The sequence below is a fragment of the Chromobacterium subtsugae genome (assembly GCF_035919665.1).
Taxonomy (GTDB): domain Bacteria; phylum Pseudomonadota; class Gammaproteobacteria; order Burkholderiales; family Chromobacteriaceae; genus Chromobacterium; species Chromobacterium subtsugae.
Genome location: NZ_CP142381.1, coordinates 4,208,754 through 4,223,032, shown reverse-complemented (window position 1 = coordinate 4,223,032; position 14,279 = coordinate 4,208,754). Strand labels below are relative to the sequence as shown.

Genomic DNA, 14,279 nt, shown 5'->3' with positions numbered 1-14,279 from the left:
AGAGCGAAGAAATGTTCGATCAATTGGTTCTCGCCAGCAATAACGCCGGCAAGCTGAAGGAGTTCGGCGCGCTGTTCGCCGAACTGGGCGTCACCGTGCGCCCGCAGCGCGACTTCGATGTGCCGGAGTGCCCGGAGCCGCATCACACCTTCCTGGAGAACGCGCTGGAGAAGGCGCGCCACGCCAGCCGGCTGACCGGCCTGCCGGCGCTGGCCGACGATTCCGGCATCTGCGTCGAGGCGCTGGGCGGCGCGCCGGGCGTGTACTCGGCCCGCTTCGCCGGCGAGCCCAAGTCCGACGCGCGCAACAACGCGCTGTTGGTGGAAAAGCTGCAGGGCGAGGCCAACCGCCGCGCCTGGTACTACTGCGTGCTGGTGTTGGTGCGCCATGCCGATGACCCGCAACCGCTGGTGGCCGACGGCATCTGGCTGGGCGAAGTGCGTGACGAGGCGGCCGGCGAAGGCGGCTTCGGCTACGACCCTTACTTCTTCCTGCCCAGCCACGGCGTATCGGTGGCCGAGCTGGACGCCGCCGAAAAGAACCGCGTCAGCCACCGCGGCCAGGCGCTGGCCGCACTGATGGCCAAGCTGAAGGCGCTGGCATGAGCGTGATCGATCTGTCGGCGCTGACGGGCGGCCTGCGCGAGCTGCCGCCCCTGGCGCTGTACGTCCACTTCCCGTGGTGCATCCGCAAGTGTCCGTATTGCGACTTCAATTCGCACGAGCCGAAGAACGGCTTCGATGAGATGGCCTATGTCGACGCGCTGTTGCGCGATCTGGAATTCAGCCTGCCCGAGGTATGGGGCCGGCCGCTGACCAGCATCTTCATGGGCGGCGGCACGCCCAGCCTGTTCAGCCCGCAGGCGATGGATGCCTTCCTGGCCGGGGTGCGCGCGCGGATGAAGCTGCATCCGGACGCCGAAATCACGATGGAGGCCAATCCCGGCACTTTCGAGATCGAGCGCTTCCGCGGCTACCGCGAGGCCGGCATCAACCGCTTGTCCATCGGCATCCAGAGCTTCGATCCCAAGCACCTGCAGGCGCTGGGCCGCATCCACGACGGCGACGAAGCCAAGCGCGCGGTGGAGATCGCGCTGAGCCACTTCGACAACGTCAATCTGGACCTGATGTACGCGCTGCCGGGCCAGACCCTGGACCAGGCGCTGTCCGACCTGAACACCGCGCTGTCCTACGGCATCACCCATCTGTCGGCCTACCATCTGACGATAGAACCGAATACGATGTTCGCGGCGCAAACGCCGAAGAACTTGCCGGACGACGAGGTGTCGGCCGATATGCAGGAGGCGATAGAATCCCGCCTGGCCTCCGCCGGTTTCGATCACTACGAAACCTCGGCCTTCGCCAAGCCCGGCCGCCACAGCCGCCACAATCTCAACTACTGGCAGTTCGGCGACTACGTCGGCATCGGCGCCGGCGCCCACGGCAAGATCAGCAGCCACGCCGGCATCGTCCGCCAGATGCGGCACAAGCAGCCGGCCGCCTATCTGAAGGCGGTGGCGGATGGCGCGCCGTTGCAGAGCAGTCAAAAGGTTGCCCGCGCCGACCTGCCGTTCGAATTCATGATGAACCTGCTGCGCCTGACCGGCGGCTTCGAGAGCCGCCTGTTCCAGGAGCGCACCGGGCTGCCGCTGGCGTCGATCCGCCGCCAGCTGGACGAAGCCCAGGCGCAAGGCCTGCTGGACGATGACGGCGCGATCCTGCGCCCGACGCTGAAAGGCCAGCGCTTCCTCAACGATTTGCTCACCCTGTTCCTCAAAGAAGGAGATGAATAATGGCTAAAGAAATCATCCACACCGACAAAGCCCCGGCCGCCATCGGCGCTTACTCGCAAGCCGTCAAGGCTGGCAATACCGTCTACCTGTCCGGCCAGATCCCGCTGGACCCGGCCAGCATGACCGTGGTGGAAGGCGGCTTCGCCGCGGAAACCCACCAGGTATTCAAGAATATGAAAGCCGTGTGCGAAGCCGCCGGCGGCAGCCTGGACCAGATCGTCAAGCTCAACGCCTACCTGACCGACCTGTCCAACTTCGGCACCTTCAACGAAATCATGGCGCAATACTTCAGCCAGCCTTACCCGGCGCGCGCCGCCGTCGGCGTGGCCAGCCTGCCCAAGGGCGTGCTGGTGGAAGCCGAAGCGGTGATGGTGCTGTAAGCGTTTCCTTGATCCGCAAGTCTCGAGCCCCGGGCCAACGGTCCGGGGCTTTTTGCTGTCCGGATGGCCTGGCGGCCTTGACCGAGTAGCCAGTGTCCGACGCCGCCGGGATTTGGCATGTTGCCCGGAACGAATAGCCGGGAGCGCGCGATGAAAGCAGTCTTGCTGGTTTGCCTGGGATGGACGGCGGTGTGCTGCCAGGCGCAGGTATTCAAGTGCCGCGATGCGGACGGCGGCACCAGCTACAGCCAGCAGCCATGTCCGGCGGGCAGCCGCAGCTTGGCGATGGATGGCAGCGCGCCGCTCAGCGTGATCGACGGCGGCGACAGCCAGCGCGCGGCGCGGCAGCAATACCGCCAGTCGCTGCGGGATTGGTCAGGCCGGCGCGACAAGGCGCGCCAGGCGGAAGAGCTGGCCGCGCAGCGCGAGAGGCTGGCCGGGCGCAAGAAATGGCTGGCGGAGCGCCAGCATTGCCAGCGCTTGGCGGGCAAGCAGGCGTCGTTGCGGCAAGGCCTGCGCCAGGGGCAGACGGCTAGCGAACTGGAGCGCTTGAAGTTCCGCCTTGCCAAGGTGGAAGATCAGATGCAGGATCGCGCATGTCATTTATATAAGGACGATTGATGGCGACTTACCGTTTCGAGTTGGTCAATGTGTTCGCCGAGCAGCGCTTCGGCGGCAATCCGCTGGCGGTGTTTCCCGAAGCGGCCGGGCTGTCCGACCAGGACATGCAGCTGATCGCGCGCCAGTTCAACCTGTCGGAAACCGTGTTTCTGTTTCCCGGCGACGCCGAAGCCGCCGCCAGCCTGCGCATCTTCACGCCCAGCTACGAGCTGCCCTTCGCCGGCCACCCGACGCTGGGCAGCGCCGCGGCGCTGCACGCCCGCGGCGGGCTGGGCGACAGCTTCGCGCTGCGCACCCGTTCCGGACTGATCCCCATCCGGCATCAGGACGGCCTGTTCCGCCTGAGCGCGCTGCCCGCCAGCGCGCGGGCCGCCGGCTTCGGCAGCGACACGGCGGCCGCCATGCTGGGTTTGGCGCCGGAGGATATCGCCCAGCAGCCGCAATGGCTGAACGCCGGCAGCGAGCAGCTGCTGATCGGCCTCTCCAGCCGCGAGGCGGTGCTGCGCGCGCGGCCGGAGCCGGAGCTGTTCCGCCGCCACGCCACCTTGCACCCGGGCCGCAGCATCGCCTACCTGTGGCACCAGCAGGGCGGCGTCGCCACCGTGCGCTTGTTCTTCGACCAGCAAGGCTCGGTGATAGAAGACCCGGGCACCGGCAGCGCCTGCGCCAACTTGGGCGGCTGGTGCGCGCTGAACGGCCTCGCGCCGCTGTCCTGGCGGCTGGAGCAGGGCGAGGCGATAGGGCGGCCCAATGTGCTGTACCTGGATGTCGACGCCGCAGGGCGGGTCGAGGTGGGCGGCCGGGCGCAGGCGGTCGGCAGCGGCGAATTCACGCTGTGAAGCGCGCGGCGGCTTGACGATGCGGCCGGCTGTTGGCATCCTAGAGCCGCTGCTCCAAACTGCTGTTTCATAACAAACAAGACGAGGAAAACATCATGATTCGAATCGCCAAAGCCGCTTGCCTGGCTAGCGCGCTGGGCCTGGCCAGCCAATTGGCTCTGGCTGGCAGCGCCGCCGGCCTGTGGAAGACCATAGACGACGAGACCCACCAGGCCAAGGCGCTGGTGCAGATCAACGAAAGCCCCAACGGCGAGCTGACCGGCAAGGTGATCAAGCTCTACCTGCACCCGGAGGCGGTGTGCGACAAGTGCGACGGCGCCAACAAGGGCAAGCCGGTCAACGGCATGCAGATCCTGTGGGGTCTGAAAAAGAGCGGCGACGAATGGAGCGATGGCCAGATCCTGGACCCGAAGTCCGGCAAGATCTACACCTCCGGCGCCAAGCTGATGGAAGACGGCAAGAAGCTGCGCGTGCGCGGCTACATCGGTCCGTTCTTCCGTTCCCAGGTGTGGGAGCGTCAGCAATAAGCTGACGGCTTGCTGGCCAAACGACAAGGCGGAAGCGGCGCGAGCCGCTTCCGCCTTTTGCATTCTTGAGTACAATCTGTCCTCATGACTCCGCCGATCGATCTCGCCAACCAGCCGCCCGCGGTGCCGGCTGCGTTGGCCAAAAAGCTGGAGAAGCTGGGCATACGCCGCCGCTTCGACCTGGTGCTGCATCTGCCGCTGCGCTATGAGGATGAAACCCATCTGTACCCGATCGCCGACGCGCCGTACGGCCAGCCGGTGCTGGTGGAGGGCACCGTGGTGTCGCACGAGGTCAGCTTCCGGCCGCGCAAGCAGCTCAGGGTGCAGATCGAGGACGGCAGCGGCGCGCTGCTGTTGCGCTTCATCCATTTTTATCCCAGCCAGATCAAGCAGTTCGCCGAAGGCAGCCGGGTGCGGGCGCTGGGCGAGATCCGCCGCGGCTTCGCCGGCGACGAGATGGTGCATCCGAAGACGCGGGAGGTGCGCGAAGGCGCGCCGCTGGCGGAAAGCCTCACCCCGGTCTACCCGACGGTCAACGGCCTGACCCAGCCTATGCTGCGCAAGCTGGTGCACGGCGAGCTGCGCCTGCAGACGCTGGACGAGCTGCTGCCGCAGCCGCTACTGGAGCCGCTGGCGCTGCAGCCGTTCGCCGAGGCGATCCGCCTGCTGCATCAGCCGCCGCCGGAGTGGTCGGCGCAGCAACTGGCCGATCCGCGGCTGCCGGCCTGGCAGCGGCTGAAATTCGACGAATTGCTGGCGCAGCAGCTGTCGATGCGGCTGGCCTACCGCGCGCGCCGGCTCGGCAGCGCGCCGCGCGTCGTCGGCGACGGCAGCCTGAGCGAGCGCCTGCTGCGCAATCTGCCGTTCCCGCTTACCGGCGCGCAGCGCCGGGTGCTGGCGGACATCCGCGCCGACCTGGCGCTGCCGCACCCGATGCACCGGCTGTTGCAGGGCGATGTCGGCAGCGGCAAGACCATCGTCGCGGCGCTGGCGGCGCTGTCGGCGATCGAGGCCGGCTACCAGGTGGCGCTGATGGCGCCGACCGAAATCCTGGCCGAGCAGCACTATTTGAAGCTGTCCGGCTGGCTGGCGCCGCTGGGCATAGGCGTGTCCTGGCTGTCCGGCAGCCTGCGCAAGAAGGCCAAGCAGCAAGCGCTGGATGAGATCGCTTCCGGCCAGTGCCGGCTGGCGGTGGGCACCCACGCGCTGTTTCAGGACGACGTGGCGTTCCAGAAGCTGGGCCTCGCCATTGTCGACGAGCAGCACCGCTTCGGCGTCGGCCAGCGGCTGGCGCTGCAGGACAAGGGCGAGGAGCCGCACCAACTGATGATGTCGGCCACGCCGATTCCGCGCACGCTGGCGATGAGCTTTTACGCCGATCTCGACGTGTCGGTGATAGACGAATTGCCGCCGGGGCGCACGCCCATCGTCACCAAGCTGATCGGCAATCCGCGCCGGCCCGAGGTGGTGGGGCTGGTGGAGCGCACCTGCGCCGAAGGGCGGCAGGCGTATTGGGTATGCCCGTTGATCGAGGAATCGGAGGCGCTGCAGCTGCAGACGGCGGTGGACAGCCACCAGCAATTGCAGCAGGACTTGCCGGGGCGGCGCATCGGCTTGGTGCACGGCCGGATGAAGGCGGCGGAGAAAGCGGCGGTGATGGCGGCCTTCGCGGCGGCGGAGCTGGACGTGCTGGTGGCCACCACGGTGATCGAGGTGGGCGTCGATGTGCCCAACGCCAGCCTGATGGTGATAGAGCACGCGGAAAGAATGGGCCTGGCCCAGCTGCACCAGCTGCGCGGCCGGGTAGGGCGGGGCAGCGCCAGGAGCGTGTGCGTGCTGCTGTTCGACAGCCCCTTGTCCGACCTGGCCAAGGCCAGGCTGAAGGTGATCTACGAAAACGTCGATGGTTTCGAGATCGCGCGCCAGGATCTGCAGATCCGCGGTCCCGGCGAGTTTCTCGGCGCGCGCCAGAGCGGCCTGCCGATGCTGCGCTTCGCCGACCTGGAGCAGGACCAGGCGCTGCTGGAGGCGGCGCGCGATCTGGCGCCGCAACTGCTGGAGCGTTGGCCGCGCGAGGCGGAGGCGCATCTGGAGCGCTGGCTGGCTGGCCGCGAGCAATTTCTCAAGGCATGAAAAAATCCGCCGCGATTGGGGGAAATCGCGGCGGCGAGGGAGGGTTGCTGCAAACAAAAGAAACCATTAATGAAGCCGAATCATATTAGCAATTTATGAATTAATGGCTCAAGCGCAGCCAGCGCTCCCCTTGACGCAGATCAAGCATGAAAAAAGCCGACGCGGGCGCGTCGGCTTTTTGTCGGACATCGGCGGGGATCAGAACCACTGCGCCGCCAGGTAGTACAGGCCGCCGGCCAGCGCCATCGACGCCGGCAGCGTGAACAGCCAGGCCAGCGCGATCGAGCGGATGGTGCCCATCTGCAGGCCGGCCTTGTCGGCGATCATGGTGCCGGCCACGCCGCTGGACAGCACGTGGGTGGTGGACACCGGGAAGCCGAACCAGCTGGCCAGGCCGATGGACACCGCGGCGGTGGCTTGCGCCGCCACGCCCTGGGCGTAGGTCATGTCCTTCTTGCCTATGCCTTCGCCGACGGTCTTCACCACGCGCTTCCAGCCGATCATGGTGCCGATGCCCAGCGCCAGCGCCACGGCGACGATCACCCAGGTGGGCGCGTATTCGGTGGTGGTGGTCAGGTCCTTGCGCAGATTGTCCAGCAGCTGCTTGTCGTCCGAGCTCAGCTTGGGCAGGGTGGACGCCTTCTTGGCGGCGTCATCCAGGCACAGCAGCTGGGTGCGCACGTCCCAGCGTTGCGAAGCGCTCAGCTTGTGGTAGTCGGAACCGTCGCCCATCAGGGTCAGCAGGTTCTGCGCGGTGGCCACGGTTTGCTGCGGGTGGCATTCGTACTGGCTGGTGCTGGTGGATTTGACGATGATCTTGGACAGGTCCGCCTCGTGGCGTTGGTAGAACTGCTGCAGATGCTGCGCCGCGTCGCGGGTGCGCTCCAGCTGGTACGGGGTGCTGTCCAGGTTCAGCACGAACTTGGCGGGCACGATGCCGATCAGCACCAGCATCACCAGGCCGACGCCTTTCTGGCCGTCGTTGGAGCCGTGGGCGAAGCTGACGCCCATCGCCGACACGATCAGCATGAAGCGGGTCCAGAACGGCGGATGCTTGCGGCCTTCCACCTGCTGGCGCTGGTACGGGGTTTTGTGCACGTTGCTGTGCGGGCGGAAGCGCCGCAGCAGGATGACGATCAAGCCGGCGACCAAGGCGCCCACCAGCGGCGAAACCAGCAGCGAGGCGCCGACGTCCACCGCCTTGCCCCAGTTGATGCCGTGCGACAGCGAGGTGTGGTTGATCAGGCTGTTGGCCACGCCGACGCCCAGGATGGCGCCGATCAGCGTGTGGCTGCTGGAGGCCGGCAGGCCCAGATACCAGGTGCCCAGGTTCCACAGGATGGCGGCCGCCAACAGCGCGAACACCATCGACATGCCGCGGGTGGTGTTCACCGAAATCAGCAGATCCACCGGCAGCAGGTGGACGATGGCGTAGGCGACGGCCAGGCCGCCGCTCATCACGCCGAGGAAGTTGCAGATGCCGGAATAGAACACGGCAAGGCGCGGCTTCATCGACTGGGTGTAGATGACGGTGGCGACAGCGTTGGCGGTATCGTGGAAACCGTTGATGAACTCAAATGCGAGCACGAAGCCCAGCGAAAGCATCAAAGTGATGGCTACATGGGTGTCGAGCCCGGAGAACAGGTCCAGCATGGCGAGTCTGCGATAATCGTAAAGGCGGGATTGTTGTGTTCCAGGCCAGTGGCGTCAAGTGTTTATAAAAAAAAAATAAACCGTGTGGTTTTGCCTGCGAAAACGGCAAAATCAACTTGACAGCGCGGGCTTGCCAGCCGGCTAAGTCCATGATTTTTCATCATGTCGCTGGCATTGCGCGCGGGCCTGGGCGTAGGGTAGGCGGCGGGCGGCATGGCGATTCGTCATGCGCGTCCCGCCGCCTGCGGCATCAGCCGAACTTGCCGGTGATGTAGTCTTCGGTCGCCTTCTGCTGCGGCGTGGTGAAGATGGTGTCGGTCTTGCCGAACTCCACCAGTTCGCCCAGGTACATGTAGGCGGTGAAGTCGGACACCCGCGCCGCCTGCTGCATATTGTGCGTGACGATGGCGATGGTGTAGTCCTCTTTCAATTCATGGATCAGCTCTTCGATATGGGCGGTGGAGATCGGGTCCAGCGCCGACGTCGGCTCGTCCAGCAGCAGCACTTCCGGCTTCGATGCCACCGCGCGGGCGATGCACAGCCGTTGCTGCTGGCCGCCGGACAGCGAGTGGCCGGACTGCTTGAGCTTGTCCTTCACCTCATCCCACAGCGCGGCCTTGCGCAGCGCCCATTCCACCCGGTCTTCCATCTCGCCTTTGGACAGCTTTTCGTACAGCTTCACGCCGAAGGTGATGTTGTCGTAGATCGACATCGGGAACGGGGTGGGCTTCTGGAACACCATGCCCACCTTGGCGCGCAGCAGGTTGACGTCGATGTCGCGCGCCAGGATGTTCTGGCCATCCAGCAGGATGTCGCCATCGGCGCGCAGGCCGGGGTAAAGCTCGTACATGCGGTTGAAGGTGCGCAGCAGCGTGGACTTGCCGCAGCCGGACGGGCCGATGAAGGCGGTGACCTTGTGCGGCGCGATTTCCAGCTGGATGTTTTTCAGCGCGTGGAAGTTGCCGTAGAAGAAGTTGAGGTTGCGGACCTCGAGCTTGGTGGAGGGGCTTGCCATGGTCGTCATGCCTTAATTCGATTGATTTTTGCTGCCGCCCATCCAGCGGGCGACGATGTTCAGGGTCAGCACGCTGAAGGTGATCAGCAGCGAACCCGCCCAGGCCAGTTTGTGCCAGTCCTCGTAGGGGCTCATGGCGAACTGGAAGATCACGATGGGCAGGTTGGCCATCGGCTGGTTCATATTGCTGTTGAAGAACTGGTTGTTCAGCGCGGTGAACAGCAGCGGCGCGGTCTCGCCGGAAATGCGCGCCACCGCCAGCAGAATGCCGGTGAGCACGCCGGCCTTGGCCGAGCGCAGCGTGACGGTGAGGATCACCTTCCATTGCGGCGCGCCCAAGGCGATGGCCGCTTCGCGCAGGCTGTTCGGCACCAGGCGCAGCATGTTCTCGGTGGTGCGGACCACCACCGGGATCACCAGGATGGCCAGCGCGAAGGAGCCGGCCCAGCCGGAGAAGTGGCCGACCGACACCACATACACCTCGTAGACGAACAGGCCGATGACGATGGACGGCGCCGACAGCAGGATGTCGTTGATGAAGCGGGTGGCCGGCGCCAGCCAGCCGCGCTGGCCGTACTCGGCCAGGTAAATGCCGGCCAGGATGCCGATCGGTGTGCCGAACAGGGTGCCGAAGCCGGTCATCACCAGGCTGCCGTAGATGGCGTTGGCCAGGCCGCCGGCGCTGCCCGGCGGCGGCGTGCTTTCGACGAACACCCGCCATTCGATGCCGGACAGGCCGTATTGCAGCAGGGTGGCCAGGATCCAGAACAGCCAGAACAGGCCGAAGGCCATGGTGAACATCGAGCAGGCCATGGTCACCCGGTTGACCAGCCGGCGGCGGCGGTAGGTGAGGCTGTCCTGCTTCAGGCTGACGGGCGCGCTGGCGCGCGGAAGGGCTTCGCTCATGGGGCTTGGACTCATCGGTGTGGCGTCTTTCATATCAGGAAGGCTGGCCTTCCTGCTTCTTCAGGCGCAGCAGCAGCAGCTTGGAGCAGGCGAGCACCACGAAGGTGATGAAGAACAGGATCAGGCCCAGCTCGATCAGCGAGCCCATGTACAGGTCGCCGTTGGCTTCGGCGAATTCGTTGGCCAGCGACGAGGCGATGGAGTTGCCCGGCTCGAACAGGCTGGCGGCGAAGCGGGTGGAGTTGCCGATCACGAAGGTGACCGCCATGGTCTCCCCCAGCGCGCGGCCCAGGCCCAGCATGATGCCGCCGACCACGCCGGTCTTGGTATAGGGCAGCACCACGTAGCGCACCACTTCCCAGGTGGTGGAGCCCAAGCCGTAGGCGGATTCTTTCAGCATGGTCGGCACTACTTCGAACACGTCGCGCATCACCGAGGCGATGAACGGAATCACCATGATGGCCAGGATCAGGCCGGCGGTGAACAGGCCGATGCCCATCGGCGCGCCCTGGAACAGGAAACCCACCAGCGGGAAGGCGCCGAGGTGGTCTATCACCCACGGCTGAATATGGTCGGCGAAGAAGGGCGCGAACACGAACAGGCCCCACATGCCGTAGATGATGGACGGGATGCCGGCCAACAGTTCGATGGCGATGCCCAGCGGCCGCTTCAGCCAGGTGGGGCATAGCTCGGTCAGGAACAGCGCGATGCCGAAGCTGACCGGTACGCCAATCAGCAGCGCGATGATGGAGGTGGCCAGCGTGCCGAAGATGGGCACCACCGCGCCGAATTTCTGCTGGACCGGATCCCAGTCGGTGCTGGTCAAAAAGCCCAGGCCGAAGCCTTTGATGGCAGGCATCGCGCCGATCAGCAGCGAAATGAGGATGCCCACCAGCAGCGCCAGCACCAGGAAGGCGAAGCAGCGGGTGGTGATGCGGAACAGCTTGTCCAGCAGCATCTGGTAATTCATCTGCTGCTCATTGCTCAGTTTTTGCATGTGTCGATTCTTGATGGTTCAGACACAAGGCCGGAGAGAGTCGACTCTCCCCGGCCTGGGTGACAGCTAGTATGGTTTCGGCTTGTCAGTTCCAGACAGTCTTGCCGCTGGCGTCGGTGATCTGCTTCCAGCTGGTGCGGATGACGGTCTTGACGTTGTCCGGCATCGGGATGTAGTCCAGCTCCTGCGCGGTCTTGTCGCCGTTCTTGTAAGCCCAGTCGAAGTATTTCAGCACTTCGGCGGCCTGGGCCGGTTTGTCCTGCTTCTTGTGCATCAGGATGAAGGTGGCGCCGGCGATCGGCCAGCTGGCCTTGCCCGGCTGGTTGGTCAACAGCAGGTAGAAGCCCGGGGCCTTTTTCCAGTCGGCGTTGGCGGCGGCGGCCTTGAACGATGCCTCGTCCGGCTTCACGAAGGCGCCGGCCTGGTTTTGCAGCAGGCCGTAGGCCAGCTTGTTCTGCTTGGCGTACGCGTATTCGACGTAGCCGATGGCGCCCTTGATGCGCGACACGTAGTTGGCGACGCCTTCGTTGCCCTTGCCGCCGACCGAGCTGCCCTTCCAGCTGACGGCGGTGTTGGAGCCGACATCCTTCGCCCATTCCGGCGAAACCTTGGACAGGTAGTTGGTGAAAATGAAAGTGGTGCCGGAGCCGTCGGAGCGGCGCACCACCGAGATGCGCTGGTCAGGCAGCTTGACGCCCGGGTTCAGCTTGGCGATGGCGGCGTCGTTCCACTTGGACACCTTGCCCATGTAGATGTCGGCCAGCAGCGGGCCGGTGAACTTGATCTGGCCGGCGGCGATGCCCGGGATGTTGTACACCGGCACCACGCCGCCCATTACGGTTGGGAATTGGGTCAGGCCGGATTTCTCCAGCTCTTCGGGTTTCAGCGGCATGTCGGACGCGCCGAAGTCTACAGTCTTGGACTGGATCTGCTTGATGCCGCCGCCGGAACCGATGGACTGGTAGTTCATGTTGTTGCCGGTGTTGCCCTTGTAGGTGGCGGCCCACTTGGCGTACAGCGGGTAGGGGAAGGTCGCGCCGGCGCCGGTGATGTCGGCCGCATAGACCGAACCCGCGATCATGACGGAACCAAGAGCCGCTGCCAGACGTACAGACTGTTTCATGCTTAACTCCCGAACGATGTAATGGGACTGCTGTTGTGATGGCCGCCATCGTATAGCCGAAATCTTGCAGTAATATTACAAGTCGTAAATAGCTTGAGCTGAAGACGTTGGTGCGCTTTCCGCGGCGAGGTATAATCCGCCCCGACAACCATTTCGTGGAGATTTCGATGTCCGGCAAGTTGGTGATTGGCAACTGGAAGATGAATACCCGCGGCGACAGCGCGGGCCGGCTGGCGGCGGAGCTGCTGGCGGATCAGGACACCAATCGCGAAGGCGTCGGCATCGCCGCGCCGGCGGTTTACCTGGCCGCGCTGGCCGCGCAGCTGCGCGGAAGCCACATCGCCTTGTCGGCGCAGGATGTCAGCCGCTACGACGCGGACGGCGCCTTCACCGGCGAGGTGAGCGCCGCGATGCTGGCCGACGTCGGCTGCCGCTATGCGCTGGTGGGCCATTCCGAGCGCCGCCAGTATTTCGCCGAGGACAACGCCTCGCTGTTGAAGAAGATGCGCCACGCGATCGCCGCCGGCCTAGTGCCTGTGCTGTGCGTGGGCGAAACCCTGGAACAGCGCGAGGCGGGGCAGTATCTGGAAGTGGTGCGCGGGCAACTTGCGCTTCTGGCTGAGATCGGCCATGGTGATGAATACGTCGTGGCTTATGAGCCGGTATGGGCGATCGGCACCGGCAAGGTGGCAACCCTGGAGCAGATCGCCGAGATCCATGCATTCATCAAAAATTGGTGCTTGCAAAACGCGGGAGGCTCGGCTAAGATTCGCGTCCTCTACGGCGGCAGTGTCAAAGCAGAGAACGCCGAGTCCATCCTGGCGACGGAAAACGTCGACGGAGCATTGGTCGGAGGGGCCTCTCTGGACGCCCGTTCATTCAGAGTGATTTGCCAAGCCGCAGGAAAAATGATATAGTATGGAACTTCTCAAGACGCTTATTTGGATTGTAAACCTTCTGTCCGCAGCGGGTATCATCGTCCTTGTTCTGATGCAGCACGGCAAGGGCGCCGATATGGGCGCGGCTTTCGGTAGCGGATCGTCCGGCAGTCTGTTCGGTGCGTCTGGTTCTGCGAATTTCTTGAGTAGAACAACCGCGATTGCAGCGGTGGTGTTCTTCTCGACGTCCATGGCGCTGGCTTATCTTTCCGGGGGTGGAAAAGATAATCTGGGCGTGATGGGTGGCAAGATTGAACAGGTTGCGCCGCAAATCCCGGCAGGCGCGCCTAATAACAAAGCTTCGGGCCCAGCTTCCAAGATCCCGGAGTAACAATTTAAAAGCTTTGCTGTGCCGACATGGTGAAATTGGTAGACACGCTATCTTGAGGGGGTAGTGGCGAAAGCTGTGTGAGTTCGAGTCTCACTGTCGGCACCACCATTCAAAAACAGGCCACCGGGACTCCGGTGGCCTGTTTTATTTGGAGCCTAGGGGGGGTGACCCCTCTTTTTTTGGGGGTGTACGGGAAATGCTGCAAAACTACTTTCCCATTCTGATGTTTGTCATTGTCGGACTTCTGGTCGGCGTGGGCCCTATCGCATTGGGCAAATTGCTGGCGCCGAATCGTCCCGACTCTGAGAAACTTTCTCCATACGAATGCGGCTTCGAGGCCTTCGAAGATGCCCGCATGAAGTTTGACGTCCGCTATTACCTGATCGCCATTCTCTTCATCCTGTTCGACCTGGAAATCGCCTTCCTGTTTCCGTGGGCCGTGGTGTTGAAGGATCTGGGCGTCTATGGTTTGGGCGTGATGGTCGAATTTCTCGCCGTGCTGACGCTCGGCTTCGTCTACATGTGGAAGAAGGGAGCTCTGGAATGGGAGTAGAAGGGATTCTGGAGAAAGGCTTCGTCACCACGACGGCCGACAAACTTATCAACTATACCCGCACGGGTTCCTTGTGGCCGATGACTTTCGGCCTCGCCTGTTGCGCGGTGGAAATGATGCACGCCGGCGCGGCGCGCTACGACCTTGACCGCTTCGGCATCGTGTTCCGCCCCAGCCCCCGCCAGTCCGACCTGATGATCGTCGCCGGCACGCTGTGCAACAAGATGGCGCCGGCGCTGCGCAAGGTCTACGACCAGATGGCCGAGCCGCGTTGGGTGATTTCGATGGGCTCCTGTGCCAACGGCGGCGGGTATTACCATTATTCCTATTCTGTAGTTCGCGGCTGCGACCGCATCGTGCCGGTCGATGTCTATGTGCCGGGCTGTCCTCCGACGGCCGAGGCGCTGCTGTACGGCATCATCCAGCTGCAGAACAAGATCAAACGTACCAATACCATCGCCCGCTAAGGTA

16 protein-coding genes and 1 tRNA gene are annotated in these 14,279 nt (G+C 64.2%); 12 read left to right on the top strand and 5 right to left on the bottom strand.

What is annotated here, in order from left to right; all coding sequences use genetic code 11:
- The first annotated feature begins 11 nt into the window (after positions 1-11).
- From rdgB to recG, 7 genes are all read left to right on the top strand, one after another.
- Positions 12-605, top strand: a complete 594-nt coding sequence (gene rdgB, locus U6115_RS20075) for an RdgB/HAM1 family non-canonical purine NTP pyrophosphatase (RefSeq protein ID WP_021476482.1) — start codon at positions 12-14, stop codon at positions 603-605.
- Positions 602-1,792: a radical SAM family heme chaperone HemW gene (gene hemW / locus U6115_RS20070; RefSeq protein ID WP_043580242.1), complete on the top strand. Its 1,191-nt coding sequence runs from the start codon at positions 602-604 to the stop codon at positions 1,790-1,792. Before rdgB ends, hemW begins: the two co-directional genes overlap by 4 nt.
- Positions 1,792-2,172 (top strand): RidA family protein, encoded by a 381-nt coding sequence (locus tag U6115_RS20065; protein WP_043580245.1) that lies wholly within the window; start codon positions 1,792-1,794, stop codon positions 2,170-2,172. Before hemW ends, U6115_RS20065 begins: the two co-directional genes overlap by 1 nt.
- A gap of 150 nt (positions 2,173-2,322) precedes the next feature.
- On the top strand, positions 2,323-2,793 hold the full coding sequence (locus tag U6115_RS20060; RefSeq protein ID WP_160309807.1) for a DUF4124 domain-containing protein: 471 nt from the start codon (positions 2,323-2,325) through the stop codon (positions 2,791-2,793).
- Entirely contained in the window at positions 2,793-3,632 is an 840-nt protein-coding gene (locus tag U6115_RS20055) for a PhzF family phenazine biosynthesis protein (RefSeq protein WP_043580248.1), read from the top strand. Before U6115_RS20060 ends, U6115_RS20055 begins: the two co-directional genes overlap by 1 nt.
- Positions 3,633-3,727: 95 nt before the next feature.
- Positions 3,728-4,159, top strand: a complete 432-nt coding sequence (locus U6115_RS20050; protein WP_043580250.1) for a DUF2147 domain-containing protein — start codon at positions 3,728-3,730, stop codon at positions 4,157-4,159.
- A gap of 84 nt (positions 4,160-4,243) precedes the next feature.
- Complete coding sequence (gene recG / locus U6115_RS20045; RefSeq protein WP_047258077.1) at positions 4,244-6,292, top strand: ATP-dependent DNA helicase RecG; 2,049 nt, start codon at positions 4,244-4,246, stop codon at positions 6,290-6,292.
- A 198-nt stretch (positions 6,293-6,490) separates the two neighbouring features.
- Here recG and U6115_RS20040 read toward each other — a convergent pair whose 3' ends face one another.
- The 5 genes from U6115_RS20040 to pstS all read right to left on the bottom strand — a co-directional run bounded on the left by U6115_RS20040 (position 6,491) and on the right by pstS (position 11,986).
- Positions 6,491-7,945, bottom strand: coding sequence for an inorganic phosphate transporter (locus U6115_RS20040; protein ID WP_043580252.1), 1,455 nt, complete (start codon positions 7,943-7,945; stop codon positions 6,491-6,493).
- A 250-nt stretch (positions 7,946-8,195) separates the two neighbouring features.
- Positions 8,196-8,969, bottom strand: a complete 774-nt coding sequence (gene pstB, locus U6115_RS20035) for a phosphate ABC transporter ATP-binding protein PstB (protein ID WP_197465989.1) — start codon at positions 8,967-8,969, stop codon at positions 8,196-8,198.
- Positions 8,970-8,972: 3 nt separating this feature from the next.
- On the bottom strand, positions 8,973-9,866 hold the full coding sequence (pstA, locus tag U6115_RS20030) for a phosphate ABC transporter permease PstA (RefSeq protein WP_043580254.1): 894 nt from the start codon (positions 9,864-9,866) through the stop codon (positions 8,973-8,975).
- 34 nt (positions 9,867-9,900) lie between these two features.
- On the bottom strand, positions 9,901-10,863 hold the full coding sequence (gene pstC, locus U6115_RS20025) for a phosphate ABC transporter permease subunit PstC (RefSeq protein WP_043580256.1): 963 nt from the start codon (positions 10,861-10,863) through the stop codon (positions 9,901-9,903).
- A gap of 85 nt (positions 10,864-10,948) precedes the next feature.
- Positions 10,949-11,986: a phosphate ABC transporter substrate-binding protein PstS gene (gene pstS, locus U6115_RS20020; protein ID WP_043580258.1), complete on the bottom strand. Its 1,038-nt coding sequence runs from the start codon at positions 11,984-11,986 to the stop codon at positions 10,949-10,951.
- A gap of 167 nt (positions 11,987-12,153) precedes the next feature.
- Here pstS and tpiA point away from each other — a divergent pair, with 167 nt between their 5' ends.
- The 5 genes from tpiA to U6115_RS19995 all read left to right on the top strand — a co-directional run bounded on the left by tpiA (position 12,154) and on the right by U6115_RS19995 (position 14,275).
- A complete protein-coding gene (gene tpiA, locus U6115_RS20015; protein WP_043580260.1) occupies positions 12,154-12,903 on the top strand; it encodes a triose-phosphate isomerase in 750 nt (249 codons plus the stop codon).
- A 1-nt stretch (position 12,904) separates the two neighbouring features.
- Positions 12,905-13,255: a preprotein translocase subunit SecG gene (secG, locus tag U6115_RS20010; protein WP_043580262.1), complete on the top strand. Its 351-nt coding sequence runs from the start codon at positions 12,905-12,907 to the stop codon at positions 13,253-13,255.
- A gap of 20 nt (positions 13,256-13,275) precedes the next feature.
- Positions 13,276-13,360 (top strand) — tRNA-Leu (locus U6115_RS20005).
- A gap of 91 nt (positions 13,361-13,451) precedes the next feature.
- Positions 13,452-13,808 carry an NADH-quinone oxidoreductase subunit A gene (locus tag U6115_RS20000; RefSeq protein WP_043580265.1) on the top strand — a complete coding sequence of 119 codons (357 nt, stop codon included), beginning with the start codon at positions 13,452-13,454 and terminating at the stop codon, positions 13,806-13,808.
- Positions 13,799-14,275 (top strand): NuoB/complex I 20 kDa subunit family protein, encoded by a 477-nt coding sequence (locus U6115_RS19995; protein WP_019103471.1) that lies wholly within the window; start codon positions 13,799-13,801, stop codon positions 14,273-14,275. The genes U6115_RS20000 and U6115_RS19995 overlap by 10 nt, the downstream gene beginning before the upstream one ends.
- Positions 14,276-14,279 lie beyond the last annotated feature (4 nt).